24 protein-coding genes are annotated in these 25,643 nt (G+C 64.5%); 14 read left to right on the top strand and 10 right to left on the bottom strand.

Annotation, left to right across the window (positions count from 1 at the left end; genetic code table 11):
- A partial coding sequence (locus MAXJ12_RS36500; protein ID WP_008834249.1) for a DUF1513 domain-containing protein occupies window positions 1-173 on the top strand: 173 nt, incomplete at its 5' end.
- A gap of 43 nt (window positions 174-216) precedes the next feature.
- Here MAXJ12_RS36500 and phnN read toward each other — a convergent pair.
- The 8 genes from phnN to MAXJ12_RS02805 all read right to left on the bottom strand — a co-directional run bounded on the left by phnN (window position 217) and on the right by MAXJ12_RS02805 (window position 8,707).
- Entirely contained in the window at window positions 217-846 is a 630-nt protein-coding gene (gene phnN / locus MAXJ12_RS02840; RefSeq protein ID WP_008834248.1) for a phosphonate metabolism protein/1,5-bisphosphokinase (PRPP-forming) PhnN, read from the bottom strand.
- Window positions 843-1,982: an alpha-D-ribose 1-methylphosphonate 5-triphosphate diphosphatase gene (locus MAXJ12_RS02835; RefSeq protein ID WP_008834247.1), complete on the bottom strand. Its 1,140-nt coding sequence runs from the start codon at window positions 1,980-1,982 to the stop codon at window positions 843-845. The genes phnN and MAXJ12_RS02835 overlap by 4 nt, the downstream gene beginning before the upstream one ends.
- Window position 1,983: 1 nt before the next feature.
- Window positions 1,984-2,691, bottom strand: coding sequence for a DUF1045 domain-containing protein (locus MAXJ12_RS02830; RefSeq protein WP_008834246.1), 708 nt, complete (start codon window positions 2,689-2,691; stop codon window positions 1,984-1,986).
- 130 nt (window positions 2,692-2,821) lie between these two features.
- The gene (gene iolB / locus MAXJ12_RS02825) at window positions 2,822-3,619 is read right to left on the bottom strand and encodes a 5-deoxy-glucuronate isomerase (protein ID WP_008834245.1); all 798 of its coding nucleotides are present in this window, start codon (window positions 3,617-3,619) and stop codon (window positions 2,822-2,824) included.
- A gap of 3 nt (window positions 3,620-3,622) precedes the next feature.
- Window positions 3,623-3,820 carry a hypothetical protein gene (locus tag MAXJ12_RS02820; protein WP_008834244.1) on the bottom strand — a complete coding sequence of 66 codons (198 nt, stop codon included), beginning with the start codon at window positions 3,818-3,820 and terminating at the stop codon, window positions 3,623-3,625.
- Window positions 3,821-3,850: 30 nt separating this feature from the next.
- A complete protein-coding gene (gene iolE / locus MAXJ12_RS02815) occupies window positions 3,851-4,768 on the bottom strand; it encodes a myo-inosose-2 dehydratase (protein WP_008834243.1) in 918 nt (305 codons plus the stop codon).
- A gap of 137 nt (window positions 4,769-4,905) precedes the next feature.
- A complete protein-coding gene (gene iolD / locus MAXJ12_RS02810; RefSeq protein ID WP_008834242.1) occupies window positions 4,906-6,753 on the bottom strand; it encodes a 3D-(3,5/4)-trihydroxycyclohexane-1,2-dione acylhydrolase (decyclizing) in 1,848 nt (615 codons plus the stop codon).
- Between the two features lie 28 nt (window positions 6,754-6,781).
- On the bottom strand, window positions 6,782-8,707 hold the full coding sequence (locus tag MAXJ12_RS02805) for a bifunctional 5-dehydro-2-deoxygluconokinase/5-dehydro-2-deoxyphosphogluconate aldolase (RefSeq protein WP_040584691.1): 1,926 nt from the start codon (window positions 8,705-8,707) through the stop codon (window positions 6,782-6,784).
- Window positions 8,708-8,863: 156 nt separating this feature from the next.
- Here MAXJ12_RS02805 and iolG point away from each other — a divergent pair, with 156 nt between their 5' ends.
- Window positions 8,864-9,853 (top strand): inositol 2-dehydrogenase, encoded by a 990-nt coding sequence (iolG, locus tag MAXJ12_RS02800; protein ID WP_008834240.1) that lies wholly within the window; start codon window positions 8,864-8,866, stop codon window positions 9,851-9,853.
- 11 nt (window positions 9,854-9,864) lie between these two features.
- Window positions 9,865-10,692: an SDR family oxidoreductase gene (locus MAXJ12_RS02795; protein ID WP_008834239.1), complete on the top strand. Its 828-nt coding sequence runs from the start codon at window positions 9,865-9,867 to the stop codon at window positions 10,690-10,692.
- 32 nt (window positions 10,693-10,724) lie between these two features.
- On the opposite strand, the gene MAXJ12_RS02790 is transcribed toward MAXJ12_RS02795, so the two are convergent.
- Window positions 10,725-11,561 (bottom strand): MurR/RpiR family transcriptional regulator, encoded by an 837-nt coding sequence (locus MAXJ12_RS02790; protein WP_008834238.1) that lies wholly within the window; start codon window positions 11,559-11,561, stop codon window positions 10,725-10,727.
- Window positions 11,562-11,698: 137 nt separating this feature from the next.
- Between MAXJ12_RS02790 and MAXJ12_RS02785 the strand changes: the two genes are divergently transcribed.
- From MAXJ12_RS02785 to MAXJ12_RS02740, 10 genes are all read left to right on the top strand, one after another.
- Entirely contained in the window at window positions 11,699-12,499 is an 801-nt protein-coding gene (locus MAXJ12_RS02785) for an ATP-binding cassette domain-containing protein (RefSeq protein ID WP_008834237.1), read from the top strand.
- The gene (locus MAXJ12_RS02780) at window positions 12,499-13,485 is read left to right on the top strand and encodes an ABC transporter permease (RefSeq protein WP_008834236.1); all 987 of its coding nucleotides are present in this window, start codon (window positions 12,499-12,501) and stop codon (window positions 13,483-13,485) included. The genes MAXJ12_RS02785 and MAXJ12_RS02780 overlap by 1 nt, the downstream gene beginning before the upstream one ends.
- Before the next feature lie 79 nt (window positions 13,486-13,564).
- Window positions 13,565-14,467, top strand: a complete 903-nt coding sequence (locus tag MAXJ12_RS02775) for a sugar ABC transporter substrate-binding protein (RefSeq protein ID WP_008834235.1) — start codon at window positions 13,565-13,567, stop codon at window positions 14,465-14,467.
- A gap of 76 nt (window positions 14,468-14,543) precedes the next feature.
- A complete protein-coding gene (locus MAXJ12_RS02770; RefSeq protein WP_008834234.1) occupies window positions 14,544-15,656 on the top strand; it encodes a Gfo/Idh/MocA family protein in 1,113 nt (370 codons plus the stop codon).
- Between the two features lie 113 nt (window positions 15,657-15,769).
- Window positions 15,770-16,990: an ABC transporter substrate-binding protein gene (locus MAXJ12_RS02765; protein WP_008834233.1), complete on the top strand. Its 1,221-nt coding sequence runs from the start codon at window positions 15,770-15,772 to the stop codon at window positions 16,988-16,990.
- Window positions 16,991-17,203: 213 nt separating this feature from the next.
- Entirely contained in the window at window positions 17,204-18,892 is a 1,689-nt protein-coding gene (locus MAXJ12_RS02760; protein ID WP_008834232.1) for an ABC transporter permease, read from the top strand.
- 30 nt (window positions 18,893-18,922) lie between these two features.
- On the top strand, window positions 18,923-19,564 hold the full coding sequence (locus MAXJ12_RS02755; protein ID WP_008834231.1) for an ATP-binding cassette domain-containing protein: 642 nt from the start codon (window positions 18,923-18,925) through the stop codon (window positions 19,562-19,564).
- 2 nt (window positions 19,565-19,566) lie between these two features.
- Window positions 19,567-22,143, top strand: a complete 2,577-nt coding sequence (gene hrpB, locus MAXJ12_RS02750; RefSeq protein WP_008834230.1) for an ATP-dependent helicase HrpB — start codon at window positions 19,567-19,569, stop codon at window positions 22,141-22,143.
- Window positions 22,144-22,181: 38 nt separating this feature from the next.
- Window positions 22,182-23,507: an ActS/PrrB/RegB family redox-sensitive histidine kinase gene (locus MAXJ12_RS02745; protein ID WP_008834229.1), complete on the top strand. Its 1,326-nt coding sequence runs from the start codon at window positions 22,182-22,184 to the stop codon at window positions 23,505-23,507.
- A 73-nt stretch (window positions 23,508-23,580) separates the two neighbouring features.
- On the top strand, window positions 23,581-24,144 hold the full coding sequence (locus tag MAXJ12_RS02740) for an ActR/PrrA/RegA family redox response regulator transcription factor (protein WP_008834228.1): 564 nt from the start codon (window positions 23,581-23,583) through the stop codon (window positions 24,142-24,144).
- Window positions 24,145-24,224: 80 nt separating this feature from the next.
- Here MAXJ12_RS02740 and MAXJ12_RS02735 read toward each other — a convergent pair whose 3' ends face one another.
- Window positions 24,225-24,725, bottom strand: coding sequence for an MmcB family DNA repair protein (locus tag MAXJ12_RS02735; RefSeq protein ID WP_008834227.1), 501 nt, complete (start codon window positions 24,723-24,725; stop codon window positions 24,225-24,227).
- A 271-nt stretch (window positions 24,726-24,996) separates the two neighbouring features.
- Between MAXJ12_RS02735 and MAXJ12_RS02730 the strand changes: the two genes are divergently transcribed.
- Window positions 24,997-25,617, top strand: a complete 621-nt coding sequence (locus tag MAXJ12_RS02730; RefSeq protein WP_008834226.1) for a L,D-transpeptidase — start codon at window positions 24,997-24,999, stop codon at window positions 25,615-25,617.
- Window positions 25,618-25,643 lie beyond the last annotated feature (26 nt).

The raw sequence follows: 25,643 nt of genomic DNA, 5'->3' as shown, positions 1-25,643 counted from the left end.
CGGACGGCGGGCGCGTCGTTTCGACGAGCCGGCTCACGGAGGTTTGCGGCATCGCGCCCAACCGGAATGGATTTCTCGCCACCACCGGCGCGGGCGAGATCCTCAGTCCCAAGGGCGGCTCGATTGCGACCAAGGAATACGTTTGGGACAACCACCTGTCCCGGATCGGGTGAGACGCGTCCTTCGAGGCTCGAATTACCACCTGAACGGTGAGCGTCAGACGGTTCCGGACACGTCCGAATGCGCGATGGCTTTGCGGACGATAGCCACAAAGCACTCGCCGGCGATCTCACGCGGGCCGCTGTTGTCGATCGAAACCACGCCGGGCCCGGAAAGCTCGACCGCGGCCGCACGCGCCAGCCTTGCCAGAACCTCGCCACGCGATTCGCGCCCTCGCGAGGCAAGCCGTTCGGCAAGAATTTCCGGGCGAGCGGTGATTTCGACCACAGCAACGTTTGCGTAGCGTTCCCGCAGGACCGGGATGGCGCTGCGCGAGCCGTTGGCGATCGCCACGCGACCATTGGCGATGGCTTCGTCGACGCTGGCCGGGATGCCATATTTCAGCCCGTGCGCCTCCCAGGTCAACGCGAACGCGCCAGACTCCTCGGCCTCGTCGAACGCGGCATCGGCCAGCGTGTCGTGGATCTCGCTCGATCCGTCGCAGGGGCGAGTGATGACGCGCCGCACGAAATCGACGCCCTCGTCCGCCGATAACCGCTCGGCTGCATAGCCGATCACGGTGTCCTTGCCGGCGCCGCTCGGGCCGACCACGGCGATGAAGACCCCGTTGCGGATCGGGAATTCGGCGCGCGCCTGCTCGCGCTCGATGAGCGCGGACGCCATCATGCGACGCGGCGTCCTTCGCGCCAGACCGTGCGGACGACAGGCACATGCTCGTCGACGCGGACCCGCACCAGATCGGCGCGGCGGCCTGTTTCGATGGCGCCGCGATCGGAGAGGCCGACAGCCTCCGCCGGGGTTTTCGAAACCATGGCGACCGCCTGCGGCAGCGAGATGCCCTCGACGACCTCACCGAGGAAGAAAGCCGACTGGATCAGGCTGAACGGGATGTAGTCCGACGACAATATGTCGAGCAGGCCGTTCTCGGCGAGCGACCGGGCCGACACATTGCCCGAATGCGAGCCGCCGCGCATGACGTTGGGCGCGCCCATAAGGACACCGAGCCCGGCATCCTTGGACGCCTTGGCTGCCTCGGCCGTGGTCGGGAACTCGGCGACTTTGATGCCCTGCGTCACCGCCTCGTCTACATGGGCGACCGTCGCGTCGTCGTGGCTGGCGAGAACGATGCCGCGCGCCTGGCAGGCGGCAGCAATGGCGCTGCGGTTAGCGGGTGAATTCAGCGCCGATTCCGCCATCCGCCTTTCGCAGAATTCGCGAAACTGCTCTTCGTTCATCTTCAGCTTGCCCATGTAGTAGATTGCGTAGGCTTCGAGACGGGCGAACTGGCGTTGTCCGGGCGCATGGTCCATCAGCGACGCCAGCCTGACGCGGCTGTCGTCGTCGAAATGGGCAAAGCCCTCCAGGCAATCCGGCGCCGACACTTCGCAGCGCAGGTGAATGAAATGATCGGCGCGCAGCCTGCCCTGCCGGGAACTGTCTTCGATGGCATCGGCCAGCTTGCGCATATCCTCGATCCCGAGGTCGCCATCTTGATCCATGCCGACGCGCAGCGCGTCGAACACGGTGGTTATGCCGGCGGTTGCCACCTGCGCATCGTGCGCCAGCACGGAAGCTATCGGGTTCCAGCGCACCTTCGGGCGCGGCGCGTAATGGCCTTCCAGATGGTCGGTATGGAGTTCGACAAGGCCGGGAATGACGAAATCGCCCTCCATATCCTCACCGGTCCGGGTCGCGCCCGGGGCGATATCGGCAATCTTGCCGTTGCGCATAAGGAGCGAGCCGTCGATTACCTCGTCGGCAAGGACGATGCGCGCATTGGTCAGGATGGTTTCGGAACTCATTTCAAGCAGTCTTTCTGTCGCGCCGGTCGCCGAGCGCATGGTAGGATAGCACAGTGAACGGCGCGCCTGCTTCACGTTCCACAAAAAGGGCAAGGCCTTCGATCGCGACCGGTCTCGCGAGAGTGGCTCCGAACACCTCTTCGATCGCGGCGCGGATGCGTGCGCTCTCTGCCGCGCCGACGCGGCCGGTCAGCGTCATGTGGAAGCGGAACGCGTCGAACACGTAGGGATATCCCCACTGGCAGAGATTGCGGAACTCGACAGGGCTCAGCGCATCGGGATTGCGCCGCTCCATGTCCGCCTCGCTCAGTGGCGCACGGAAGCGGTCGAAGCCGGTGACGACGTCGTCGGCAAAACGCTGCAGGTTGGGGTTTTCGTCGCCGGGAACCAGGGCGAAAAAGCCGTCCATCTGCTTGATTACGAGGCGCGGGATGACAACAGGCTCGGTTCGCTGGGTAAAGGCCGATATAGCGCGTTCGAGGCCGGCTTCGGTTTCGCCCGCGGCGAGGCCGAACGGCGCCTTCAACGTTGCGTGGAAGCCATAGCGGCGGGCCGAGGCGGTGTGGAAGGCGATCTCGGCGGGCGACAGAACGGTGCTCGCCGGCGGTTCGGTCGCAGCGCCGGTGAACGGATCGCGGCCGAGCCAGCTTGCGGCGAGCCGGGTCAGCGGATCGTCCTGTTGGGGGGTGAAATAGATCGCGTAACGCATCGAAATTCCTTCGCCAGCCTCGATGCCATAGGCGATTTGTATGACGGATTGACGAAGCAGAGCAGATTTCGGCTGATAGCAGATGCCCCCTGCAAAGTCATTAGCTGGTGACGGTGAGGCCTGCCGGTTCTTAGGCCTTCAGCAGCCACTCGTGCTCGGGCGCATTGTAGAATTTCCAGGTCCGCTTCGGCCCGGCCATGACGTTGAGATAATAGAGATCGTAGCCATGGCAGGCGGCACAGGGATGATAGCCCTTTGGCACCAGCACGACGTCGCCATCCTCTACCGCCATTGTTTCGTCCAGCGAGCGATCGTCGGTGTAGACCCGCTGGAACGCAAAGCCCTGCGGTGGATTCAGCCGGTGATAATAGGTCTCTTCGAGATAGGATTCCCTCGGCAGATCATCCCGATCGTGCTTATGCGGCGGATAGCTCGACGTATGGCCGCCGGGCGTTATCACCTCCACGACCAGCAGCGAATCCGCCGGCTCGTTCTCAGGCAATATATTGGTGACGTAGCGCGTGTTCGTGCCCTTGCCGCGCACCTCCCGCCCGAGTTGCTCCGGCGCGATGACGCGGGCGCCTAGGCCCCCAGCAAGGCCGGGCGCCGAGCAGACCGCCAGTTCGAGATCGGTCTCGGCGGTAACCGCCCAGTCGGAACCCTGCGGCACATAGAGCGACCACGGCTTGCCCTCGAAGGGCGACATCCGCTCGCCGAGCAGGCCGAAATCCTTGCCGGCGGCCTTGGCGGTTCCCTTGCCAGTGACGAACACCAGGCACACTTCGCGATCCCCAGTGGCGGCCGACACCGTCTCGCCCGGCTTCATGCGGTGGAGGTCGAAACCCACATAGGTCCAGCCTGCGCTTTGCGGCGTGACGTGGGAAACACGGCCGGTTCCTTTTTCCGGCTTCACCAGCAGTTTCGGCATGGCTTATTCCTTTTCCTTCTCGGGGCCGGGCTTATAGGCGATCAGGAAAATCCACGCGCCATACCCGGCCATGCCGATGGCGATCATCGCCCAGAAAGACTGGCCGTAGAATATTTCGAATATGGCCCAGGCCACGCAGAAGGCGACGAGCGCGACTCGCCGCCAAAGTGGCCGCAGGAACGGATGATCTTCGCCCGCCATCAGATAACACCGGCGTCGGGATTGCAGGAATTACGCATTCGGAAAGCCTTGTGTCTCAACTGTATAGCCAGCCGCCGTCATGACCCGCATCAACTCCTTGTAGCCGACTTGCGCCATCCTGAGCGGCGGATTCTTCCTCGGGTCTTGCTCGGCCTCGACCACGAACCACCCTTCATAGCCATAGTCCGCAAATTTTTTCACGATCGAGCCGAAATCAAGCGAGCCATCACCCGGCACGGTGAAGGCGCCGAGCGCCACGGCGTCGAGGAAGGACTGTTTCGTGCGGTCGAGCTTTTCGATTACCTCCATGCGCACATCCTTCACATGCACATGGTTGATGCGCTTGTGGTGATTGTCGATGGCCCGCAGCACGTCGCCCCCGGCAAAAGCCAGGTGACCTGCATCCAGAAGCAAGGGAATGCCGGCGCCCGAATGTTTCATGAACGCGTCGAGTTCTGGCTCGGTTTCGACCACCGCCGCCATGTGATGATGGTAGGAGAGCGGCATGCCCTGGCCGGCGCACCATTCACCGAACTCGGTGACCTTTTTTGCGTAGGCCTTCATCTCGTCGTCGGCGAGCTTCGGCTTGGTGGCGAGAGGCTTCGAGCGGTCGCCCTGGATGGACCGGCCGACCTCGCCATAGACGATGCAGGGCGCGTCGACGGCCTTGAAGAGGTTGATCATTGGCCGAATGCGGTCCTTGTTGGCCGCAATGTCCTCGTCGACCAGCGTGCCGGAAAACCAGCCGCCGCAAAGCGTCACGTCCGCCTCTCTAAGAATCGGCAGCATGACCTCCGGATCGTTGGGAAAGCGGCGACCCATTTCCATGCCGGTGAAGCCAGCCGACCGCGACTGCCGCAGGCATTCCTCCAGCGACACATCATCGCTGAGTTCGGCCAGATCATCGTTCCACCACGCGATGGGGGACATGCCGAGTTTGGCTTTCAAATCTATTCTCCGATTTCTTTTCCATTGGCAGCGCTGCCCCCTCGTCTGCCTCCTGATCCTGTCGAACGGCGGCATCATCTCCCCGTCCTGAGCTTGTCGAAGGATCACGGGGGAGAGGGTAAGGGTGAGCGGCAACCTCAGTTCACCACACGCTGCATCTTGCGCTTCTGCTCATAGTCCGCGCGCGCCGCGTTGACGCTCGGCCGCACCGACACCTCCGGAACCGCCACATCCCACCAGTGACCGCCGGCATCCGTCGAGATCAGCGGGTCTGTGTCGATGACAATCACCGAGGTTTTCGTATCCGCCTCGGCATCCTTCAGCGCGCGCTCCAACTCAGCGATCGAAGCGACTTTCCTGGCCGTCGCTCCCATCGAGGCGGCGTGCGCGGCAAAGTCGATTTCGGGCAGCACCTCGTGCCTGGCATCCTTCAGCAGGTTGTTGAAGTTCGCTCCGCCTGTCGCCATCTGCAGCCGGTTGATGCAGCCGAAGCCCCGGTTGTCGAGCACCACTACGGTCAGCTTCAGGCCCAGCATCACCGAGGTGGCGATCTCGGAATTCATCATCATGTAGCTGCCATCGCCGAGCATGACGATGACGTCGTCATCGGGCTTGGCGAGCTTGACGCCCAGGCCGCCGGCGATCTCGTAGCCCATGGTCGAGTAGCCGTATTCCATATGGTAGCTGCCCGGCGCGCCGGCCGGCCACAATTTGTGCAACTCGCCGGGCAGCCCGCCCGACGCGCAGACAAGCGTCGCCTTCGAGCCGCGCGCACGGTGCACCGCGCCGATGACATGTGCATCCGACGGCAGCGAGTTGGTCGGGTCAGTGGCGGCCTTCGCTGCCTTCAGCCAGTCGGTCTTGGCGGCCTTTGCCGTCGAGACCCAGGCGTCAGGCGATTTCCAGTCATTGAGCCGGGCTTCCAGCGCCTCGAGCCCGGCTTTCGCGTCAGCCACCAGCGACAGCGCGCGATGCTTGCCGGCGTCGAAAGCTTGAGCGTTCAGCCCCACGATCTTCACACCATCGGCCTTGAACAGCGCCCAGGAGCCTGTGGTAAAATCCTGCAGCCGCGAACCGACAGCGAGCACCACATCGGCCTGCTCGGCAAGCAGGTTCGAAGCCGAGGACCCGGTCACCCCCACAGAGCCCATGTTGAGCGGATGGTCGTGCGGCAGGCTGGACTTGCCGGCATTGGTCTCCATGACCGGAATGCCGTGTTGCTCCGCAAAGCTTTTCAGCGTTGCCGTAGCCTCCGAATAGAGCACCCCACCGCCGGCGATGATCACCGGCTTGGTGGAGCCTTTCAGCGCGGCGACCGCCGCGTCGAGTTCGCCGGCGTCCGGCTGCGGCCGGCGCGGCATCCAGACTCGCTCGTCGAAAAAGCTCTCCGGATAATCGTAAGCCTCCGCCTGCACATCCTGGCAGAGCGCCAACGTCACCGGCCCGCACTCGGCCGGATCGGTCAGCACCTGCATCGCCCGGTTGAGCGCCGGGACGATCTGCTCGGGCCGCGTGATGCGGTCAAAGTAACGCGACACCGGGCGGAGGCAATCATTTGCCGAGACCGTGCCGTCGCCGAAATCCTCCACCTGCTGCAGCACCGGATCGGGTATGCGATTGGCGAAGACATCGCCGGGCAACAACAACAGCGGCAAGCGGTTGACATGGGCCAGCGCCGCCGCCGTCACCAGGTTTGTCGCGCCGGGGCCAATGGATGTAGTGGCGGCCATCATGCGGCGGCGGAAGTTGGCCTTGGCATAGGCGATCGCTGTATGCGCCATTGCCTGCTCGTTATGGGCTCGGAAAGTCGGTAGGTTATCCCTTACCTGATAAAGCGCCTCGCCGATGCCGGCGACATTGCCGTGGCCGAAGATCGCCCAGACGCCGCCGAACAGCGGCAATTTTTCGCCGTCGATCTCCGTCATCTGCTGCGCCAGAAACTTCGTCAGCGCCTGCGCCATGGTCAGGCGGATGGTCTTGCTCATGGGTTCCTCCCGGCCAATTTTTGACCGACTATGCTGCTTTCTTGTCGCGTGCTGCAAGCCAGGCTTCGGTCAGTTTTTCGAACCGCTCGGCCATATCAGCGACCGCCGCTTCATCCGAGATCCGGCCGGCGAACCATTGCTCGGCGGCGTCGACAAAGATCGTTCGCCCGACAGCAAAACCTTTGACGACCGGCGCGTCGGCTGTTGCGGCGAAGGCGGCGGCCAGTTCGTCCTGCGGCGCTTCCAGTCCCAGCAGAACGACGCCGCGGCACCACGGATCGTGGTTTTCAATCACAGCGCCGATGGCGCCCCAGGCGGTGCTGGACGCCTGCGGCTCGAGCTTCCACCAGTCGGGTTTGATGCCGAGCGCGTAAAGTTCCTCGAGCGCCCTCGGGATGGTGTCTTCGTCCAGTGCGCCATGCTTGCCGGCGATGATCTCGATGAGCAGTTCCCGCCCCACCTTGCGCGCCGCGTCGAACAACGCGCGCAGCTTCTGCTGCTGCTCGGCCTTGAGCTCCGCCGGATCGTCGGGATGGTAGAAGCAGAGGCACTTGATGCAGTGATCGACCGGCCATTCGGACAATTGCGAGCCGATGTCCTGCGAAAATTCGAAGCGCAGCGGCCGAGAGCCTGGCAGTTCGACCGGACGGCCGAGCCAGGTCATCGATGAGCGCGCGAATTCGAACAGCGCCTCGCGGCCATGCTTCTCGTCGATCAGCATGCCGTAACCGTCGCGCCCGGCGGCGACCTGGGCTGCGGCCTTGACCGCCAGCACCTTGAAGGCGGCGATGCGCGACGGGTCAGCGCCGGCTTTCCTGGCGATCTCCTCAAGCTGGATGCGATGGTCGACAGCGAGCGCCATCAGCGAGGGGATGTCGCGCCGCCGGTTGGTCGCCCAGTGGACGTGGTTGATCGCCTCGTCCTTCCGCAGCGCGCGGTGCGGGCTGCCGTGCTTCAGGAAGAACTGCAATTCCTCGAAAGTCGGGATTTCGGGCGAGCACAGGAGGCGCGACACCGCAAATGCGCCGCAGGCATTGGCCCAGGTCGCCGCCGTCGCCAGGCTCTCGCCGCCGAGCCAGCCGCGCAGGAAGCCGGACATGAACGCGTCGCCGGCGCCGAGCACATTGTAGACCTCGATCGGAAAGCCTTCACCGACAATTCCGTCCTCCAGATCGTCGGAGATCGGCCCTTCGTAGACGATGCAGCCCATCGGCCCACGTTTGAGCACGATCGTGGCTGGTGACAGCGCACGGATGGTTCTCAGGGCGCTCAGCAATTCGCTCTCGCCCGAGGCGATCAGCACCTCCTCTTCGGTGCCGACGATAAGGTCGCAATCGGCGAGCACCGTCTTCATCTGGTTGGAGACGCGCTCCGAGGCGATGTAGCGGTTGTCGCCAGCCGCGTGGCCGGCAAGCCCCCAGAGGTTCGGGCGATAGTCAATGTCGAGCACCACCTTACCGCCCGCTTTCTTCATCAGCCGCATGGCCTTGCGCTGCGCGGCGTCAGTGTTCGGCCGCGAGAAATGCGTGCCGGTGACCACCAGCGCGCGGGCCGAGGCGACGAACTCCGCGTCGACATCGTCTTCCGACAGCGCCATGTCGGCGCAGTTCTCGCGGTAGAACAGCAGCGGAAAGCTCTTGTCGTTCTCGACCGAGAGGATCGCCAGGGCCGTCAACCGAGTCGGGTCGGTGACGAGACCATCGACCACCACACCCTCGCGCTGCATCTGCTCGCGGATGAAGCGGCCCATCTGCTCGTCGCCGACACGGGTGAGCAGCGCCGACCGAAGGCCGAGACGCGCCGTGCCGATGGCGATGTTGGCCGGACAGCCGCCGACCGACTTGGCGAAGGAGGTCACATCCTCCAGCCGCGAACCGATCTGCTGGCCATAAAGGTCGACCGAGGCCCGCCCCATGGTGATAACGTCAAGCCGTCTGGCGTTCGCCTCGGACATGACCCGGTCCTTCCATTTTTCGACGCGCCGGCGGTGTTCGCTATGGACGCGCCGCACGATACGGCATAAGAGATTTCTTCATGAAACAGACATTCTGCGGATTAGTCAATTCAGAATGTTTATTCCGTTTTTGAATCGCGGCTAGGGAGACGGTAGATGTTGCGTTTCGGAGTTCTGGGAGCAGGACGGATAGGCAAGGTGCACGCAAAGGCACTGCATGAATCGGGGCGGGCGCAGGTCGCCTACATCGCCGACGCTATGGCCGATGCAGCGTCCTCGCTTGCGGATTCGGTCGGGGCGAAGACCGCCTCCGTGGACGACGTCATAGCGGCAAGCGATGTCGATGCCATACTGATCGCCACGCCGACAGACACGCATGCCGATCTGATCGAACAGGCTGCGCGCGCCGGCAAGATGATCCTGTGCGAAAAGCCGGTCTCACTGTCGGTCGAGCGCATCGAAGAGTGCCTCAAGGTCGTCGAACAGGCCGGCGTGCCGCTGATGATCGGCTTCCACCGCCGCTACGATCCCAATTTCTCGGTGCTCGAGCGCCGCCTGCGCGCCGGCGAGATCGGCGACGTCGAAATGGTCACCATCACCTGCCGCGACCCCTCGCCGCCGCCGGTCTCGTACATTGAGAGATCCGGTGGGCTCTACCGCGACATGATGATCCACGATTTCGACATGGCGCGCTTCCTGCTCGGCGAGGATCCGGTCGTGGTCCACGCGCTCGGCGCATCGCTGGTCGATCCGGCGATCGGCCAGGCCGGCGACATCGACACTGCCGCCGTGCACATGCAGACGGCCACCGGCAAGATGTGCATCATCACCAATTCGCGCCGCGCCACCTACGGGCATGACCAGCGCATCGAGGTGCACGGTTCGGGTGGCATGCTGCGGGCCGGCAACATCCATCTTACCACGTTGGAAAAAGCCGACGCCGCTGGGTTCACCAGCGACCTGATCCCCTTCTCCTTCATCGAGCGCTACGAGGACGCCTACCGTATCGAAATCAACGCCTTCTTGACGGCGATCGAAAAGGGCGAGGCGCCGCGCGCCAGCGGCCATGACGGGCTGATGGCGCAGAAGCTTGCGGAAGCCGCGGCCGAATCGCTCAAAACCGGCCAGGCGGTGGCAGTCCGATAGGAGCAGACATTATGTTCGATCCGGCCTCGCTCGCGCTGTCTTCGCTGGAAGGAAAGATCGCCATCGTCACCGGCTCGACGCAAGGGTTGGGCGAAGCCATTGCGCACCTTTTCGCCGAGCGCGGCGTCGCCGGCCTAGTCGTGACCGGCCGCAACGAAACGAACGGCGCGCGCGTCAAGGCGGCGCTGGAAGACAAGGGCGCCAAGACCGTTTTCGTCCCGGCCGACCTCGCTAGCATGGAGGACACGGACAGGATAATCGCCGCCGCCGACCGCAAATTCGGCCGCGTCGACATCCTCGTCAATTCGGCCGGACTGACCGACCGCGGTACGATCTGGGATACACAGCCGGAACTCTTCGACCGCATGTTCGCAATCAATGTGCGTGCGCCGTTCTTCCTGATGCAGCAGGCGCTGAAGGTGATGGACCGCGAGCGGATAAAAGGCTCGATCGTCAACATCATCTCAATGTCGGGCCATGGCGGGCAGAGCTTCATCACCGCCTACTCCGCCTCGAAGGGCGCACTGATCACACTGACGAGGAACGTCGCCTACAGCGTCATGAACCGGCAGATCCGCGTCAACGGACTGACCATCGGCCATATGGATACACCCGGCGAAGACCGCATCATGAAAGTGTTTCACGGCGCAGATGATAGCTGGTTGCAGGAGGCGGAGGCACAAAAGCCGTTCGGAAGGCTGCTCAAGCCCGACGAGGTCGCGCGTGCCGTGGCGTTTCTGACCAGCGGCGAAAGCGGGCTCATGACGGGCTCGATCATCGATTTCGACCAGCAGGTGCTGGGCGCCGGCGACAGTCCCGCCGCGTTGCCTGCGGTGTGAGTTTTGTCTCCGCGCGGTTGAGTATCGCTCTCCTACCCGGCTTCCGCCCTTCGTGCCGCAACTGACACCGTCAACGTCATGGCGAGCGCCATCGTGACGGCCATGGAGCGGAAACCCTCGAAATTGGCCTCGACGATTTCCAACAGAACATCCGCCGACGGTGCGATGGGCGAAAAAACCGAATCGGTCACCGAGATTATGGCCGCGCCGCGCGCCTTGGCGGCGTTTGTGAGCGTCACCGTCTCGCTGGCATAGGGGGTGAAGCTGATCGAAAGGACGGCGTCGCGCTCGGTGATGAAGCTCGCCTGCTCGGCGCCCATGCCCGCCACCGCATCCACCAAAATGTTGCGGATGCCAAGCTTGCCGAGAGCGTAGCTCATATAGGAGGTGATGGGAAACGAGCGCCTTAGCCCGATCAGGTAGATGGTTTCCGCTTTGGCCATCAGATCGACGGCGCGCTCGATCGCGTCGTGGTCGACCTTTTCGCGGAAGCGCCCGACCGACTGCTCGGCAGCTTCCAGGAACCCGTCCAGAACCAGCCCGGACTTGCTTGAGGCGATGCCGTGCTCGCGCATCTTGGCCAGCCGCTCGTCATAGTTCAGCACTCGCTCCCGAAGGCGCGAGCGGAAGATGTCCTGCAACTCGGTAAAGCCCTGATAGCCGAGCGCTCGGGAAAAGCGCACTAGCGCCGAGGGCTGCACGTCGGCCTTGGCGGCGATGCTTGCGACCGTGCCGAAGGCGATCTCGTCGGGATTTTCAAGCGCATAGCCGGCAACTTGCATCAGCCGTCGCGGAAGATCCTCGGCGCGTTGCGCGATCAGCGCGCGAAGTGCCTGGTAGTCCTTGGGAGAGGCATCCGTGACGTTCATCGGCCGGCATCCTTGGCGGGCATTTTGTCCCTTGACGCAGTCAATCAGAAATGGAATGAATATTCCACACTAAAAAGTTAAATGCACCGTTTGTTCCAATTCTGCTGCGGAGAAATGGTGTGGGAGGAGTTGCAGCGATGACCGACCGGACGGGGCCGGCAGCCGAGCCGTTGCTCGAGGCGCGAGGCGTCAAAAAGTATTTCGGCGCCATCACGGCGCTGAACGGCGTGAGCTTCCACGTCGCGCCGGGCGAGGCGCTGGGTGTGGTTGGCGACAATGGCGCCGGCAAATCCACGTTGATGAAGGTTCTTTCCGGCCTCTACACACCGAGCGAGGGCGAGCTCTACTTCGCCGGCTCCCCGGTGAAATTCCATTCGCCGCGCGACGCGCGCCGGGTGGGCATCGAAATGGTCTACCAGGATTTCGCCCTGGCCGGGAACATGCCGATCTACGAGAACATATATCTCGGCCGCGAGCCGGGCAGGAAATTTGCCGGCCTGACGATCATCGACCGCGACCTGGCGCGCCGCATGGCCGCCGAGCACCTCGACAAGCTGAAAATCCACGTCAAAAGCATCGACCAGAATGTCGAGGAACTGTCGGGCGGACAGCGCCAGGCGGTGGCGATCGCACGGGCGACCGCCTTTGACGCCAAAGTGGTGATCATGGATGAGCCGACCGCAGCGCTCGCGATCAAGGAAGTCGGCAAGGTGCTCGACCTCATCAAGTCGCTGAAGGAGCACGGCGTCGCGGTGATCATCATCTCGCACCGCATGGACGACATCTTCTACTGCTGCGACCGGGTGATGGCGCTCTACCAGGGCGCCAATTTCGCCGACGCGCCGCTGAAGGACACCAACCGCAACGAGGTCATCGGCTGGATCATGGGCACCAAAGGCCACACCCAGTCCTTCGCCCACGACAAGGTGCAGCACTGATGCTCGGCAACAGCCCAAGAATTTCCAGCTTCCTCGAGCATTATGGCATCGTCGTCATCGTCGTGGCGATGATGGCTTTCCTCTACGCCAGCCGGCCGGACGTGTTTATGTCGCTGGCCAACCTCACCAACATCATCAAGCAGAACGCCACGCTGGCGCTGCTGGCGCTCGGCATGTTCGTCGTCATCGTGACCGCCGGCATTGACCTTTCGGTCGGCTCGGTGATGGCGCTCGGCATGATGTGCCTGGCGGTCGCGGCCAAGGCCGGCGTCCCCTGGCCGATCGTCATCCTGATCGGACCGCTGGTCGGCATAACCGCCGGCCTGGTCAACGGGCTCGGGCTGACAGTGCTCAGGCTGCCGCATCCGTTCATCATGACGCTCGGCACGCTCAACATAGCGCGCGGCCTGTCCAGCCTGATCACCGGGGGCGCCCCGGTGTCCGGGCTCGGGCAGGAGGTGCGCTATCTCGGCCAGGCGAATTACGATTTCGGTATCTTCCCGCCGCCGACCGGCCTGCCGGCCAGCCTGTTCGTGGTCGGCATCAGCGCGGTCGGCATGTGGTTCTTCCTGAACCGGACGTCGATGGGCCGGCACATCTTCGCCATCGGCGGCAACCCGCATGCCGCACGCGTGTCCGGCATCAATGTCGACCGCGTACTGGTCTATGTCTATGCGATCAGCGGCTTCTTCGCCGGGCTCGGCGGACTGCTGCTCGCCGGCCGCACGGATTCGGGCTTTCCGCTTGCAGGCCAGAATGCCGAACTCGACGCAATCGCTGCGGTTATCATCGGCGGCGCATCCTTCTTCGGCGGTCGCGGCACGGTTCTGGGCGTCATGGCTGGGGTGCTGATCATGGGGCTGATGCGCAACGGTCTCAACCTGAACAATGTCAGCCCTTTCTGGCAGCAGATCCTGATCGGACTGGTCATCATCGCCGCCGTCTATATCGACGTTCTGCGCCGCCATGCGGCCGTGAGACGGTAGTCGAAAATTGCGTCCGGCGCCGTCTCCGCGCCGGGTGCAATCCTCAATCGGAGACGTTTTGAACATCTGGGAGGATACTATGAAGAAACTCATTCTGGCCGGTGCGGCGCTCGCGCTGATGACCAGCACGGCGCTCGCCGACAAGTTCCTGCTCGACATGAAGGGTCCGGGAGCCGGCAACCCGTTCTGGGCGGCGGTGGAAGCCGGCGCGATGGAAAAGGGCAAGGAACTCGGCGTCGAAGTGATGGTGATGTCGCCACCAACCGAATCCGACGTGGCCGCGCAGATCGCACAGATCGAGGACATGATTGCACAGGGTCTGGACGGCATCGCGCTCGCCCCGACTGACCCGAACGCGCTCGCCCCGGTCGTCGATGCGGCGAAAGCCGCCGGCATTCCGGTCGTTTTCGTCGACACCAAGGGATCCAATGAAGGCGTCACCTTCATCGGCACCGACAATGAGGCCGGCGCCAAGCTCGCCGCCGACTTTATTTGCGGCAAGCTCGAAAAGGGTTCCGAAGTGGCGATCCTGCAGGGCATCATCACCCAGTCGACCGGCCAAGCCCGCGCGAACGGCTCCAAGGCCGGCCTCGAAGCCTGCGGCCTGAAAGTGGTCGCCGAGCAGACCGGCGAATGGGACCGCGCCAAGGGCCAGGCGGCGATGGAAAACATCATCACCGGCAACCCGAACATCAAGGCGGTCTTCGCTTCCAACGACAATATGGCGCTCGGCGCGGTCGAGGCGCTGAAGTCGGCCGGCAAACTCGCCGACGTCATGGTCGTCGGGTTCGACGCCAATCCGGACGCGGCAGCTTCCATCCTGGCCGGCGACATGACCGCGACCGTCGCACAAGCGCCGAAGAATATGGGCGGCTTCGGCATCCAGGCGCTGGTCGACCTGAAGGCCGGAAAGACCATCCCGCCGGTCATCGACACCGGCACGGTGCTCGTCGACAAGAGCAACGCCGAACAGTACAAATAAGCCTGCGCTTATCAGACCGGGGCGGGCGTTCCAACGCCCCGGTCTTTCACATCTGGTCGTAGGTGCGAGATCCTCCATGAAGAAGATCGGCGTCGGACTGATCGGCACGGGCTATATGGGCAAGTGCCACGCCATGGCCTGGACCGGGGTGAGGCCCGTTTTCGGCGACGTGCCCGACATTCATCTCGTTCATCTCGGCGAAGCCAGCCAGGAACTCGCGTCGAAAAAAGCGGCCGAATTCGGCTTTGCGAAGGCTTCCGGCGACTGGCGCGATGTGATCGCCGACCCAGAGGTCGATATCGTCTCGATCACCACGCCGAACCGGTTTCACGCCGAAATGGCGATCGCGGCCTTCGAGGCCGGCAAGCACGTCTGGTGCGAAAAGCCGATGGCGCCGAAGCTCGCCGAGGCCGAGGCGATGCTGGACGCGGCGCGAGCCTCGGGGAAGGTTGCCATCCTCGGCTACAATTACATCCAGAATCCCCTCATACGCCACATCCGAAAGCTGCTCGACGAGGGCGCAATCGGCGCGATCAACAATGTCCGCATAGAGATGGACGAGGATTTCCTGGCTGATCCGGACGCGCCGTTCCAGCAGCGGCACGAAGCCGTCAACGGCCACGGCGCGATCGACGATTTCGGCGTGCATCCGCTGTCGCTGATCTCGACCCTGTTCGGCCGCGTGTCGCGGGTCATGTGCGACATGGCGAAACCCTATCCGACACGCAAGACCGACGTCGGCGATCGCGAAGTCGAGGTCTTCGACATCGCCACCATCCTCCTGCGCCTCGCCAACGGCGCATCAGGCATGATTGCGCTCAGCCGCACCGCATGGGGCCGCAAGGGCCGCATCGCCGTCCAGATCTTCGGCTCGAAGGGCTCGATCCTCTACGACCAGGAGCGGATGAATGAGTTTCAGCTCTACCTGAATTCCGACCAGGCGACTGAACAGGGCTTTCGCACCGTGCTGACCGCTCCGCACCATCCGCCCTACGACCGCTTCATCCCCGCGCCCGGCCATGGACTGGGCTTCAACGAGTTGAAGATCATCGAGTGCCGCCAACTGATCGGGCGCATGCGCGGTGAGGTCACTGTAGCCATCGACTTCGAGGAAGGCATCATCATCGAGCGCACCGTCGACGCCATGGCGCGCTCGTTTCGCGAAGGCCGATGGGCGGATGTCGCATGACGGGTCTCACGCGCTTCTCACACCGAATTGACGTGGCGTTCAGGGCGGATCGTTGACCGGCTTCCCACAACGATGCTCTATCGCGCCCGATTGAACGGGACGGGGAGAATCCGATGAAGAAACTGCTTGTGGCCGCCGCTGCATTCGCCGCCATGACGCTCCAGGCGCTCGCCGGAGAGCCCGATCCGGAAAAATGGCAGGAGGTTTTGGCCGATGCCCGCGGCGAGACCGTCTATTTCAACGCCTGGGGCGGCGCTGAAAACATCAATGCCTATCTCGAATGGGCGGGCCAGGAGTTGGAGAAGCGCTACGGCGTCAAGCTGGTCCATGTGAAGCTCGACGATACCGCCAATGCCGTCGCCAAGGTCGTCGCTGAAAAGGCCGCCGGGCGCGGCGAAGGCGGCACGGTCGACCTAATCTGGATCAATGGCGAGAATTTTTCGTCGATGAAGCGCCAGCAATTGCTGTTCTCGCCCGGCTGGGCCGAGAAGCTGCCCAATTGGCGCTTCGTCGATGTCGAGAATAAGCCGACCATCCGCACCGATTTCACGATTCCCGTCGAGGGGCTGGAGAGCCCGTGGGGCATGGCCAAGCTGGTCTTCTTCCACGACATGGCGCACACCGACCCGGCCTCGCTGCCGAAATCAGCGCAGGACCTGCTTGCCTGGGCGAAGCAGAACCCGGGCCGCTTCACCTACCCGCAGCCGCCGGATTTCACCGGCTCGTCCTTCCTGAAGCAGGTGCTCTCCGAACTCGCCGCCGATCGCTCCGTGCTCCTGAAACCGGTGAACGAAGCGTCGTTTGAGAAAACCGTCGCGCCGCTCTTCTCATATCTGGACGAACTGAACCCGCTGCTGTGGCGCGGCGGCAAGGCGTTTCCGCAAAATTACCCTGCCATGAAGCAGTTGCTCGCCGACAACGAGGTCGACATCATTTTCGCCTTTAACCCCTCGGAAGCCTCAAGCGCGATCGCCAATGGCGAATTGCCGGCCACCGTGCGCTCCTTCACGTTTCCGGGCGGGACGCTCGCCAACACGCATTTCGTGGCGATCCCTTACAATGCCGCCGCCAAGGCTGGCGCGCTGGTGGCGGCCGATTTCCTGATCTCGCCGGAGGCGCAGGCGCGCAAGCAGGATCCGCAGGTCTGGGGCGACCCGACCGTGCTCGCCATCTCGAAGCTCGACGCAACCGACCGGGCGCGCTTCGAGGCGCTCGACCTCGGCGTAGCCACGCTAAAGCCGGACGAACTCGGCCTGGCGCTCGACGAGCCGCATCCAAGCTGGATGGACAGGATCGAGACGGAATGGAAGCGCCGATACGGCGCGGCGAATTGATAACCCGAACCGGCAGACCATGAGCCAGGCGCCCCCCTCTGTCCTGCCGGACATCTCCCCCACAAGGGGGGAGATTGGCTGTCTCCGAAGAAGGCCGCCAACATTCGGCGTCGCAGGAAGTGCAAAGCACGCTGTGAAAGCTGATCTCCCCCCTTGTGGGGGAGATGTCCGGCAGGACAGAGGGGGGCAACGTAGAGCGCCTACGCTCTCTTCATGTGTTTCATGCTTCCCCGTCTAGGCCCGCCGCTCGCCATCGCCGTCTTGGCAGGCCCGATCCTTTTCGGCCTCGCCGGCACCATCCTGCCGGCCTTCGGTTACTTGCCTGCGCTCGGCGAAACCGACTTCACGCTAGCGCATGTCGAGAAGCTAGCCGTCCAGCCCGGCATCGTGATGTCGGGGCTGATCAGCCTTGCCGCCGGGCTTGTAACAACGGCCGTGTCGCTCGGCATGGTCATGCTGTTCGTCGCCGGCTGGGCCGGAACGCGCATCTTTTCGCGGATACAGCACCTGGTTTCGCCGCTGCTTTCGGTGCCGCACGCCGCCGCCGCCTTCGGCCTAGCCTTCCTGATCGCGCCGTCCGGCATGATCGCGCGCATCGCGTCGCCATGGCTGACTGGCTGGGAGCGTCCGCCCGACCTCCTGATCGTCAATGATCCGATTGGCCTGTCGATGATGGCCGGGCTGATCGTCAAGGAGATACCGTTCCTGCTACTGATCGCGCTTGCGGCGCTGCCGCAGGTCGACCTTCTGCGCACCCGCGCGCTGGCCGCATCGCTTGGCTATGGCCGCATCGCCGGCTTCTTGCATGGCGTCTGGCCGCCGCTCTACCGGCAGATGCGGCTGGCCGTTTTCGCGGTCGTCGCCTTCGCCACGTCCGTCGTCGACGTCGCCGCGATCCTCGGGCCGACGACGCCGGCGCCGCTGGCAGTGCGGCTCGTCGGCTGGATGAACGATCCCGAACTGTCGATGCGCTTCTTCGCCAGCGCCGGCGCGCTGCTCCAACTCTGCGTGACTGCGGCGGCACTGCTCATCTGGATCGCGCTCGAACGTCTGGGCGCGGCAATGCTGCGCCGGCTGCGCAGGTCGGGGCTGCGCTTCCGCCGCGACGCCTGGCTGCGCCGCGCCGCGATCGCCGCCATGGTCGCCGTGGCGATCACCGTGCTTGCCGGCCTCGCCGCGCTCGCCATCTGGTCGTTCGCCGGGCTGTGGCAGTTTCCCGGCGCTTTGCCCGAGACGTTCACGGCGAAGACCTGGATGAAGACAGCGCCGCGGCTCGCCGCTCCGCTGTCGGTCACGCTAATAGTCGCCGCCCTGTCCACCGCCCTGGCGATAGCGCTGACGCTGCTCTGCCTGATGCGCGAGAACGAGACAGGCCGCATCGCCGGCCGACGGGCGCTACTCTTTCTCTATCTGCCGCTGCTTGTTCCGCAGGCCGCTTTCCTGTTCGGGCTGCAATTGCTGTTCGTGTTCACCGGAGGTGTCGCGAGCCTGCCGGCTCTGGTGCTGGCGCATCTCACATTCGTCATGCCCTATGTATTCCTGTCACTGTCGGACCCCTGGCGAGCCTATGACCGACGCTACGAGGCGATCGCCGCCGGCCTCGGTAAATCGCGAAGCGCGACGCTGCTCCGTGTCCGCCTGCCGATGCTGTCGCGGGCCATACTGGTCGCCGCCGCTGTCGGATTCGCTGTGTCGGTCGGCCAGTATCTGCCGACCGTGCTGATCGGCGCCGGCCGGCTGGAAACCATCACCACCGAGGCGGTGGCGCTCGCGTCCGGCGGCAATCGCCGTGTTATCGGCGTCTACGCCTTCCTGCAGATGCTCTTGCCGGCGGCGGGCTTTGCTGTTGCCACCCTCGTCCCGGCGCTGGTATTCCGCAACCGCCGCGCCATGCGGGTGTAGAACCGGTTCAGGCGAAACGCAGCGGGACAGATGGCCGACCAGCAACTTTTCCTCGACGGAGTGAGCATCGCACTGAATGGGCGCGTGCTGCTCGCGGTCTCGCATCGCGTCGAGGTCGGCGAAGTGCTGACCGTGATGGGCCCATCCGGTTCGGGCAAATCGACGCTGCTCGCCTATATCGGCGGCTTTCTCGACAGGGCGTTTTCGGCCACCGGCAAGGTGTTTTCCGGCGCCGAAGAACTCACCGTGCTGCCCGCCGAGGAGCGCCACGCCGGCATACTCTTCCAGGACCCGCTGCTCTTCCCGCACATGTCGGTGGGCGGCAATCTCCTTTTCGCCATTCCGCCTTCGATCAAGGGCAGGGCGGCCCGATCGGCGCTGGTGCAGGAGGCGCTCGAAGGTGTCGGCCTCGCCGGCGCGGCGTCGCGCGACCCCGATACGCTGTCCGGCGGCCAGAAGGCGCGCGTGGCGCTGGCGCGGGTGCTGCTTTCGGCGCCCCGCATGCTGCTTCTCGACGAGCCGTTCTCCAAGCTCGATGCGGAACTGCGCAGCCAGATGCGCGAACTCGTCTTCGCCAAGGCGCGCACCAGCCGCCTGCCCGTCGTGCTGGTCACCCATGACGAGGCCGACGCCGAAGCGGCGGGCGGGCCGGTCATCCGTGTCGGGCAGTAATCGTGCGAACGCTTCCCGATCTTCCCGTCACCGCCGCCCTGCCGGCGCTGCTCAAGGCGTTGGAGAACCAAGGCAAGGCTGTGCTCGTCGCGCCACCCGGAGCCGGCAAGACCACGCTGGCGCCGCTGGCGCTTCTCGATGCGCCGTGGCTCGGCGCCGGCAAGATACTGCTTCTGGAGCCGCGCCGGCTGGCAGCGCGCGCCGCAGCCCGGCGCATGGCCGAATTGCTGGGCGAGGAGGTAGGCGGCACGGTCGGGTACGCCATGCGTATGGAGCGTCGCGTCTCGGCCGCAACCCGGATACTGGTGGTGACCGAGGGCGTGCTGGCTCGCACTGTCCTCGACGATCCTGAACTGCCCGGCATCTCGGCGATTCTGTTCGACGAGTTCCACGAACGCTCGCTCGACGGCGATTTCGGGCTGGCGCTGGCGCTCGACGTGCAGGGCGCGCTGCGGCCGGATTTGAGGCTTCTTGTCATGTCGGCGACGCTCGATGGAGCGCGTGTCGCGAAACTGCTCGGCGACGCACCGGTCATCGAAAGTCAGGGGCGCAGCTTTCCGGTTGAAATCCGCTACGACGAGCGGCCGGCCGGCATGCCCGTCGAGGATGCGATGGCAAGAGCCATCCGCGATGCACTTGTTGCTGAACCCGGCAGCGTGCTCGCCTTCCTGCCCGGCCAGCGCGAGATCGAACGGACCGCCGAACGCCTCGAAGGCCGGCTTGGCACGGATGTCGACATCGCGCCGCTCTACGGCATGCTCGACGGCAAGGCGCAAGACGCCGCGATCAAGCCGGCGCGGCCGGGCCGCCGCAAGGTGGTGCTGGCGACTTCGATCGCCGAAACCTCGATCACCATAGACGGTGTGCGCGTGGTGATCGACAGCGGCCTGTCGCGCCTGCCGAAATACGAGCCGGCGACCGGCCTGACCCGGCTCGAAACGGTGCGTGTTTCGCGCGCTTCGGCTGATCAGCGCGCCGGCCGCGCGGGGCGTACCCAGCCGGGCGTCGCGATCCGCCTCTGGCGCGCCGAGCAGACGGCCGCGCTGCCTGCCTTCACGCCGCCGGAAATCCTGGAAGCCGACCTGTCGTCGCTGGTTCTGGATTGCGCCGCCTTTGGCGTCGCCGATCCGTCGAGCCTCGCGTTTCTCGATCCGCCGCCGGCGCCGGCGCTCGCCGAGGCACGGGCGCTGCTGGCCGATCTCGACGCGATCGACCCCGCCGGGCGGCTGACGCCGGCAGGTGAAGCGATGCGCAAACTGGCGCTGCCGGTGCGGCTCGCGCATATGGTCGCCGAAGCGGCAAAGGACGACCACGCCTTGCCGGCAGCCGAGCTTGCGGTCCTTGTTACCGAGCGTGGGTTGGGCGGAGACAGCGTAGACCTCGAACGCCGGCTGATACGGTTCCGGTCGGAGCACGGACCGCGCGCCACAGCCGCCCGCCAGTTGGCGGAGCGGCTTGCGAGGCAGGCCGAGAGATCGAGAATTGCCCCTCACCCTTACCCTCTCCCCGTGAAAAACGGGGAGAGGGAGTCCTCGACGCTGGCGTCCCCCTCTCCCCGTCCTTCACGGGGAGAGGGTAAGGGTGAGGGGCGGCGCGGCCTTCCCGACAATCCCACCACCGCCGGCGCCCTCCTCATCCACGCCTGGCCCGACCGTGTCGCCAAGGCGCGCGGCGCGCGCGGCCGGTTCGTGCTCGCCAACGGCAGCGGCGCCATGCTCGACGCCGCCAACTCGCTTTCGGGCGAGGCGTTCCTCGTCGTCGCCGACCTCCAGGGCAAAGCGCAGAATGCCCGTATCGCCGCCGCCGCCCCCATATCCGTCGTCGAGATACGCGAGGCGCTCGGCGCACGAATCGTCAAGCAGGTGGATTCGAGCTTCGACCCTGAAAAACGCGCGGTCAGGGTGCGCGAGACCGAGCGTCTCGGCGCGATCGTGTTTTCGGAGCGCATGCTGCCGCCGCCGACCGGCGCGGAGGCCGACCGCGCCATACTCGATGCATTGCGCGCGCACGGACTGGCGCTGCTGCCGTTGAGCAGGGAAACCGAAACGCTGCGCCATCGGCTGCAATGGCTGCATCGTGGTCTCGGCGCGCCCTGGCCGGACGTTTCCGAAGAGGCGTTGCTCGCATCGCTCGACGATTGGCTCGCGCCATTCCTCCGGGGCGAGGCGTCGTTCCAGCGCATCGACGCCGGAATTCTCCACGCGGGGCTGATGTCGTTGGCGCCGCACGAGCTGCAGCGCCGCATCGCGTCGCTCGCGCCGACCCATTTCGACGCCCCTTCCGGCAGCCGGATCCCGATCCGCTACGATGGCGAATGGCCGGTATTGGCCATACGCGTGCAGGAGCTTTTCGGCCTCGACAGCCACCCTTCCATCGTCGGCGGTACAGTCCCCCTGACGCTGGAACTGCTGTCGCCGGCGCACCGACCGATCCAGACCACGCGCGACCTGCCCGGCTTCTGGCGCGGCTCCTGGGCCGATGTGCGCGCCGACATGCGCGGGCGCTACCCCAAGCATGTCTGGCCGGAAGATCCGATTTCGGCCGAGGCCACGGCGCGGGCCAAGCCACGCGTCAAATAGCGCTTGGCGTTGCCCGCCGGCGAAGGGCATAAACGGCCATGATCGAAATGCTGCGCACGCCCGACCTCCAGCAGAGCCACAGATTGCGCCTGAACACGCTGATCAGGCTGCGCTGGCTGGCGATTGTCGGCCAGAGCGTAACCGTTGTTGTCGTTGCCTACTGGCTCGATTTCCCGCTGCCGGTCAGCCTGTGCTTCGCGCTCATCGCCTGTTCGGCCTGGCTGAATCTGCTGCTCACCTTCCGCTATCCGGCCGCGCACCGGCTGACGCCGCGCGCGGCCTTCATCACGCTCACCTTCGATGCGCTGCAGCTTGCCGGCCTGCTCTACATGACGGGCGGGCTCACCAATCCGTTCTCTCTGCTGATGACCGTGCCGGTCATCATCTCGGCCACGTCCCTGTCGCTGCGGCTCACGGCCCTGCTTGGCGGCCTCGTCATGGCCATGGCCACGCTCCTGGCCTTCTACCATCTGCCGCTGCCGTGGTTTGAAGGCGCCGAGCTTTCCATGCCCTTCATCTACATCGCCGGCATGTGGACAGCGGTGTTCTGCTCCACCACTTTCACCGCCGTCTATGCCTGGCGCGTCGCGGAGGAGGCGCGGCTGCTGGCAAACGCGCTCGCCGCCACCGAACTCGTCCTGCAGCGCGAACAGCATCTTTCAGCGCTGGACGGGCTTGCGGCGGCCGCCGCCCATGAGCTCGGAACGCCGCTGGCCACCATCGCGCTGGTCGCCAAGGAGATGGAGCGCGCGCTGCGCGGCGATCCAAAGTACCACGAGGACGTCACCCTTCTGCGCTCTCAAAGCGAGCGCTGCCGCGAGATACTGAAGCGCCTGACCAGCCTGTCGTCTGAGGGTGAAGAGCACCTGGCCCAGCTACCGCTGACCTCGCTGGTCGAGGAGGTCATTGCGCCACACCGCGATTTCGGCATCGCCATCAGGCTCGAACCCGGCGAACGGATCGGCCCCGAACCGGTCGCGCGGCGCAATCCGGGCGTTATCTACGGCCTCGGCAATCTGGTCGAGAACGCCGTCGACTTCGCCATCAGCGCGGTCACCATACGCTGGCGCTGGGACGAGCGGGAAGTCGCCTTCGATATCGTCGACGACGGACCAGGCTTCCCGCCGGAAATCATCGACCGCATCGGCGAGCCCTATATGTCGACCCGGCAGGGCGCGGAGCCGGGCGGCGGCCTCGGGCTCGGCCTGTTCATCGCAAAGACGCTGCTGGAGCGCTCGGGCGCGACGCTTTCCTTCTACAACGCCAATGAGCGCGGCCAGGGCGCGGTCGTGCAGGTGAGCTGGCCGCGCGAAGCCTTCCTCAATCCTGGATCGGCGATCGCGTCCATGTTCGATACGGCATAGAGGCTCCAAGGTGGCAAATGGTGTAATTTGGACCTATATCTGAAGCAGATATGGGCAACACGGACCAACAAGAATGATTAACGAAGAAACAGTTCAGGGCGTTGTCGGCGCTGGCGACGTGTCGCTGCTGATCGTGGACGACGACAAGCCGTTCCTGACCCGCTTGGCGCGCGCAATGGAAACGCGGGGCTTTCAGGTCGAGACCGCCGAAAGCGTTGAGGAAGCGGTGGCGAAGGCTCGCGCGCATCCGCCCGCTTATGCGGTGGTGGACATGCGGCTCGGCGATGGCAACGGGCTCGACGTGGTTGCGGCCATCCGCGAAAAGCGTAGCGATTCCCGCACCGTCATCCTCACCGGCTACGGCAATATCGCCACCGCAGTGACAGCAGTGAAACTCGGCGCGGTCGACTACCTGTCCAAGCCCGCCGATGCCGACGACGTGTTCGCGGCGCTGACCCGCACCGCCGGCGAGCGCGCCGCGCCGCCGGAAAACCCGATGTCGGCGGACCGCGTTCGCTGGGAACACATTCAGCGCGTCTACGAAATGTGCGAGCGCAACGTGTCGGAAACCGCACGCCGCCTCAACATGCACCGCCGCACGCTGCAGCGCATACTGGCCAAGCGGGCGCCGCGTTGAGTGAGTAGTGAGTATTGTCGGCTTTACGAATGCCGCACCCGTCAATCTTTACTACTCGCTATTCCCTACTCACTATTCGCTCACTCGCTTTCCCCATACAGCGCGGGCACGGAAACGCCGGCTAGTTCCGCCGCCAGGAGCCGCGACGCGCCGGCACGCGCCATGCGCAGCATCAGCGCCTTGCGGGTGGGCGCCGCCAGCCGGTGCTCCGGCGCATCGCGCATGATCTCCGCGCCATAGCCGTCGGAGAGGATGAAGCCGCATTCCTCGGGAAATATCGAGGCCGGTACTTCCGGGTGAGTCGCGAAGAAGAAGCGGTCCGAATGCAGCCGGTATTCCGGCCATTTGCGGTCGACCCGAAAATCCTCGATCGACGACTTGATCTCGATAATCCAGATATCGCCGGACCTGGTCAGCGCCACAAGATCGGCGCGCCGCCCCGTCGCGAGGCTCAGTTCCGGCAGCACATGCGCGCCCATCTGCATCAGCAGGCGCTGGACGCCGCGCCTGACCACCATCGCCCGTTCGGACTGGCGACCGTCGACGAGCGGATTGGCGAGAATCGGGCTTATGATCGGCATGCGAACATAGTCGCATTTTCAAATGCTTCTTTGAACCCCTTTTGTTCTCAGGGGTCGAAAAGGCAGGCACATGCTCTCAATGACGCAAGTAATCACGTTCCCGTGATTCGCTGTTGCCGAAATGCCATAGCAAATCGGTTACGTTTGCGTAAGCAGCCGGTTGCATCACTAACCTCTTGGCAAGCAGGAACGCCCGCCCGTAAATAAAGGCGAAATTGCGGCCCCGAATCGGGGCAAATCGATATTGTGGACCGGAGCGGCGAATATAGTCATGCGGATGAAAACACTTGCGCTTGTAGCAGGGCTTGCGCTCGCTACCGCCGTTTCCGGTTGCAGTACGTTCGGCTCCTACAAGGTGTTCTCGTCCGATTATGGCAGCCGGACCGATGCCGGCTATCGTCTCCCGAGCATCCCCATTTACAAGGTGCCCAAGCAATACCATCGCCAGATCGTCGCCTATGACGGCGGCGAGAAGCCTGGCACCATCATCGTGGACACGACGGACAAGTTTCTCTACTTCGTGCTGCCGGAGGGCCAAGCGGTACGCTACGGCATCGGCGTCGGCCGCGAAGGCTTCGAATGGAAGGGCACCGCCCGTGTCGCGGCGAAGCGTGAATGGCCGGTATGGACACCGCCGGCCGAGATGATCAGGCGCCAGCCGGAACTCGCCAAATACCGCGGCGGCATGAAGCCGGGCATCACCAACGCGCTCGGCGCACGGGCACTCTATCTCTACAACAAGCGCGGCGACACCGGCTATCGCCTGCACGGGACGCCGGAATGGGCCTCGATTGGCAAGGCGATGTCGTCGGGCTGCATCCGGTTGATGAACCAGGACATTATCGACCTCTACGATCGCGCCGAAGTCGGCGCCAAGGTGATCGTCAGATAACTACGCGGACCGTCTCGGCAACAACG

It is taken from the genome of Mesorhizobium alhagi CCNWXJ12-2 (assembly GCF_000236565.1).
Lineage (GTDB): Bacteria > Pseudomonadota > Alphaproteobacteria > Rhizobiales > Rhizobiaceae > Allomesorhizobium > Allomesorhizobium alhagi.
The sequence above is the reverse complement of the archived record's forward strand: the minus strand, read 5'-3'. Positions and strand labels throughout refer to the sequence as shown.

Bases quoted from the DNA above. Each gene is read 5' to 3' on its own strand.
- iolG (WP_008834240.1), top strand. From the start codon at position 8,864: ATGTTGCGTTTCGGAGTTCTGGGAGCAGGACGGATAGGCAAGGTGCAC.
- MAXJ12_RS02745 (WP_008834229.1), top strand. From the start codon at position 22,182: ATGATCGAAATGCTGCGCACGCCCGACCTCCAGCAGAGCCACAGATTG.
- MAXJ12_RS02765 (WP_008834233.1), top strand. From the start codon at position 15,770: ATGAAGAAACTGCTTGTGGCCGCCGCTGCATTCGCCGCCATGACGCTC.
- MAXJ12_RS02740 (WP_008834228.1), top strand. From the start codon at position 23,581: ATGATTAACGAAGAAACAGTTCAGGGCGTTGTCGGCGCTGGCGACGTG.
- MAXJ12_RS02785 (WP_008834237.1), top strand. From the start codon at position 11,699: ATGACCGACCGGACGGGGCCGGCAGCCGAGCCGTTGCTCGAGGCGCGA.
- iolB (WP_008834245.1), bottom strand. From the start codon at position 3,619: ATGCCGAAACTGCTGGTGAAGCCGGAAAAAGGAACCGGCCGTGTTTCC.
- MAXJ12_RS02820 (WP_008834244.1), bottom strand. From the start codon at position 3,820: ATGGCGGGCGAAGATCATCCGTTCCTGCGGCCACTTTGGCGGCGAGTC.
- iolD (WP_008834242.1), bottom strand. From the start codon at position 6,753: ATGAGCAAGACCATCCGCCTGACCATGGCGCAGGCGCTGACGAAGTTT.
- MAXJ12_RS02735 (WP_008834227.1), bottom strand. From the start codon at position 24,725: ATGCCGATCATAAGCCCGATTCTCGCCAATCCGCTCGTCGACGGTCGC.
- MAXJ12_RS02775 (WP_008834235.1), top strand. From the start codon at position 13,565: ATGAAGAAACTCATTCTGGCCGGTGCGGCGCTCGCGCTGATGACCAGC.
- MAXJ12_RS02790 (WP_008834238.1), bottom strand. From the start codon at position 11,561: ATGAACGTCACGGATGCCTCTCCCAAGGACTACCAGGCACTTCGCGCG.
- MAXJ12_RS02795 (WP_008834239.1), top strand. From the start codon at position 9,865: ATGTTCGATCCGGCCTCGCTCGCGCTGTCTTCGCTGGAAGGAAAGATC.
- MAXJ12_RS02730 (WP_008834226.1), top strand. From the start codon at position 24,997: ATGCGGATGAAAACACTTGCGCTTGTAGCAGGGCTTGCGCTCGCTACC.
- MAXJ12_RS02770 (WP_008834234.1), top strand. From the start codon at position 14,544: ATGAAGAAGATCGGCGTCGGACTGATCGGCACGGGCTATATGGGCAAG.
- MAXJ12_RS02780 (WP_008834236.1), top strand. From the start codon at position 12,499: ATGCTCGGCAACAGCCCAAGAATTTCCAGCTTCCTCGAGCATTATGGC.
- MAXJ12_RS02755 (WP_008834231.1), top strand. From the start codon at position 18,923: ATGGCCGACCAGCAACTTTTCCTCGACGGAGTGAGCATCGCACTGAAT.
- MAXJ12_RS02830 (WP_008834246.1), bottom strand. From the start codon at position 2,691: ATGCGTTACGCGATCTATTTCACCCCCCAACAGGACGATCCGCTGACC.
- phnN (WP_008834248.1), bottom strand. From the start codon at position 846: ATGATGGCGTCCGCGCTCATCGAGCGCGAGCAGGCGCGCGCCGAATTC.
- MAXJ12_RS02760 (WP_008834232.1), top strand. From the start codon at position 17,204: ATGTGTTTCATGCTTCCCCGTCTAGGCCCGCCGCTCGCCATCGCCGTC.
- MAXJ12_RS02805 (WP_040584691.1), bottom strand. From the start codon at position 8,707: ATGTCCGAGGCGAACGCCAGACGGCTTGACGTTATCACCATGGGGCGG.
- MAXJ12_RS02835 (WP_008834247.1), bottom strand. From the start codon at position 1,982: ATGAGTTCCGAAACCATCCTGACCAATGCGCGCATCGTCCTTGCCGAC.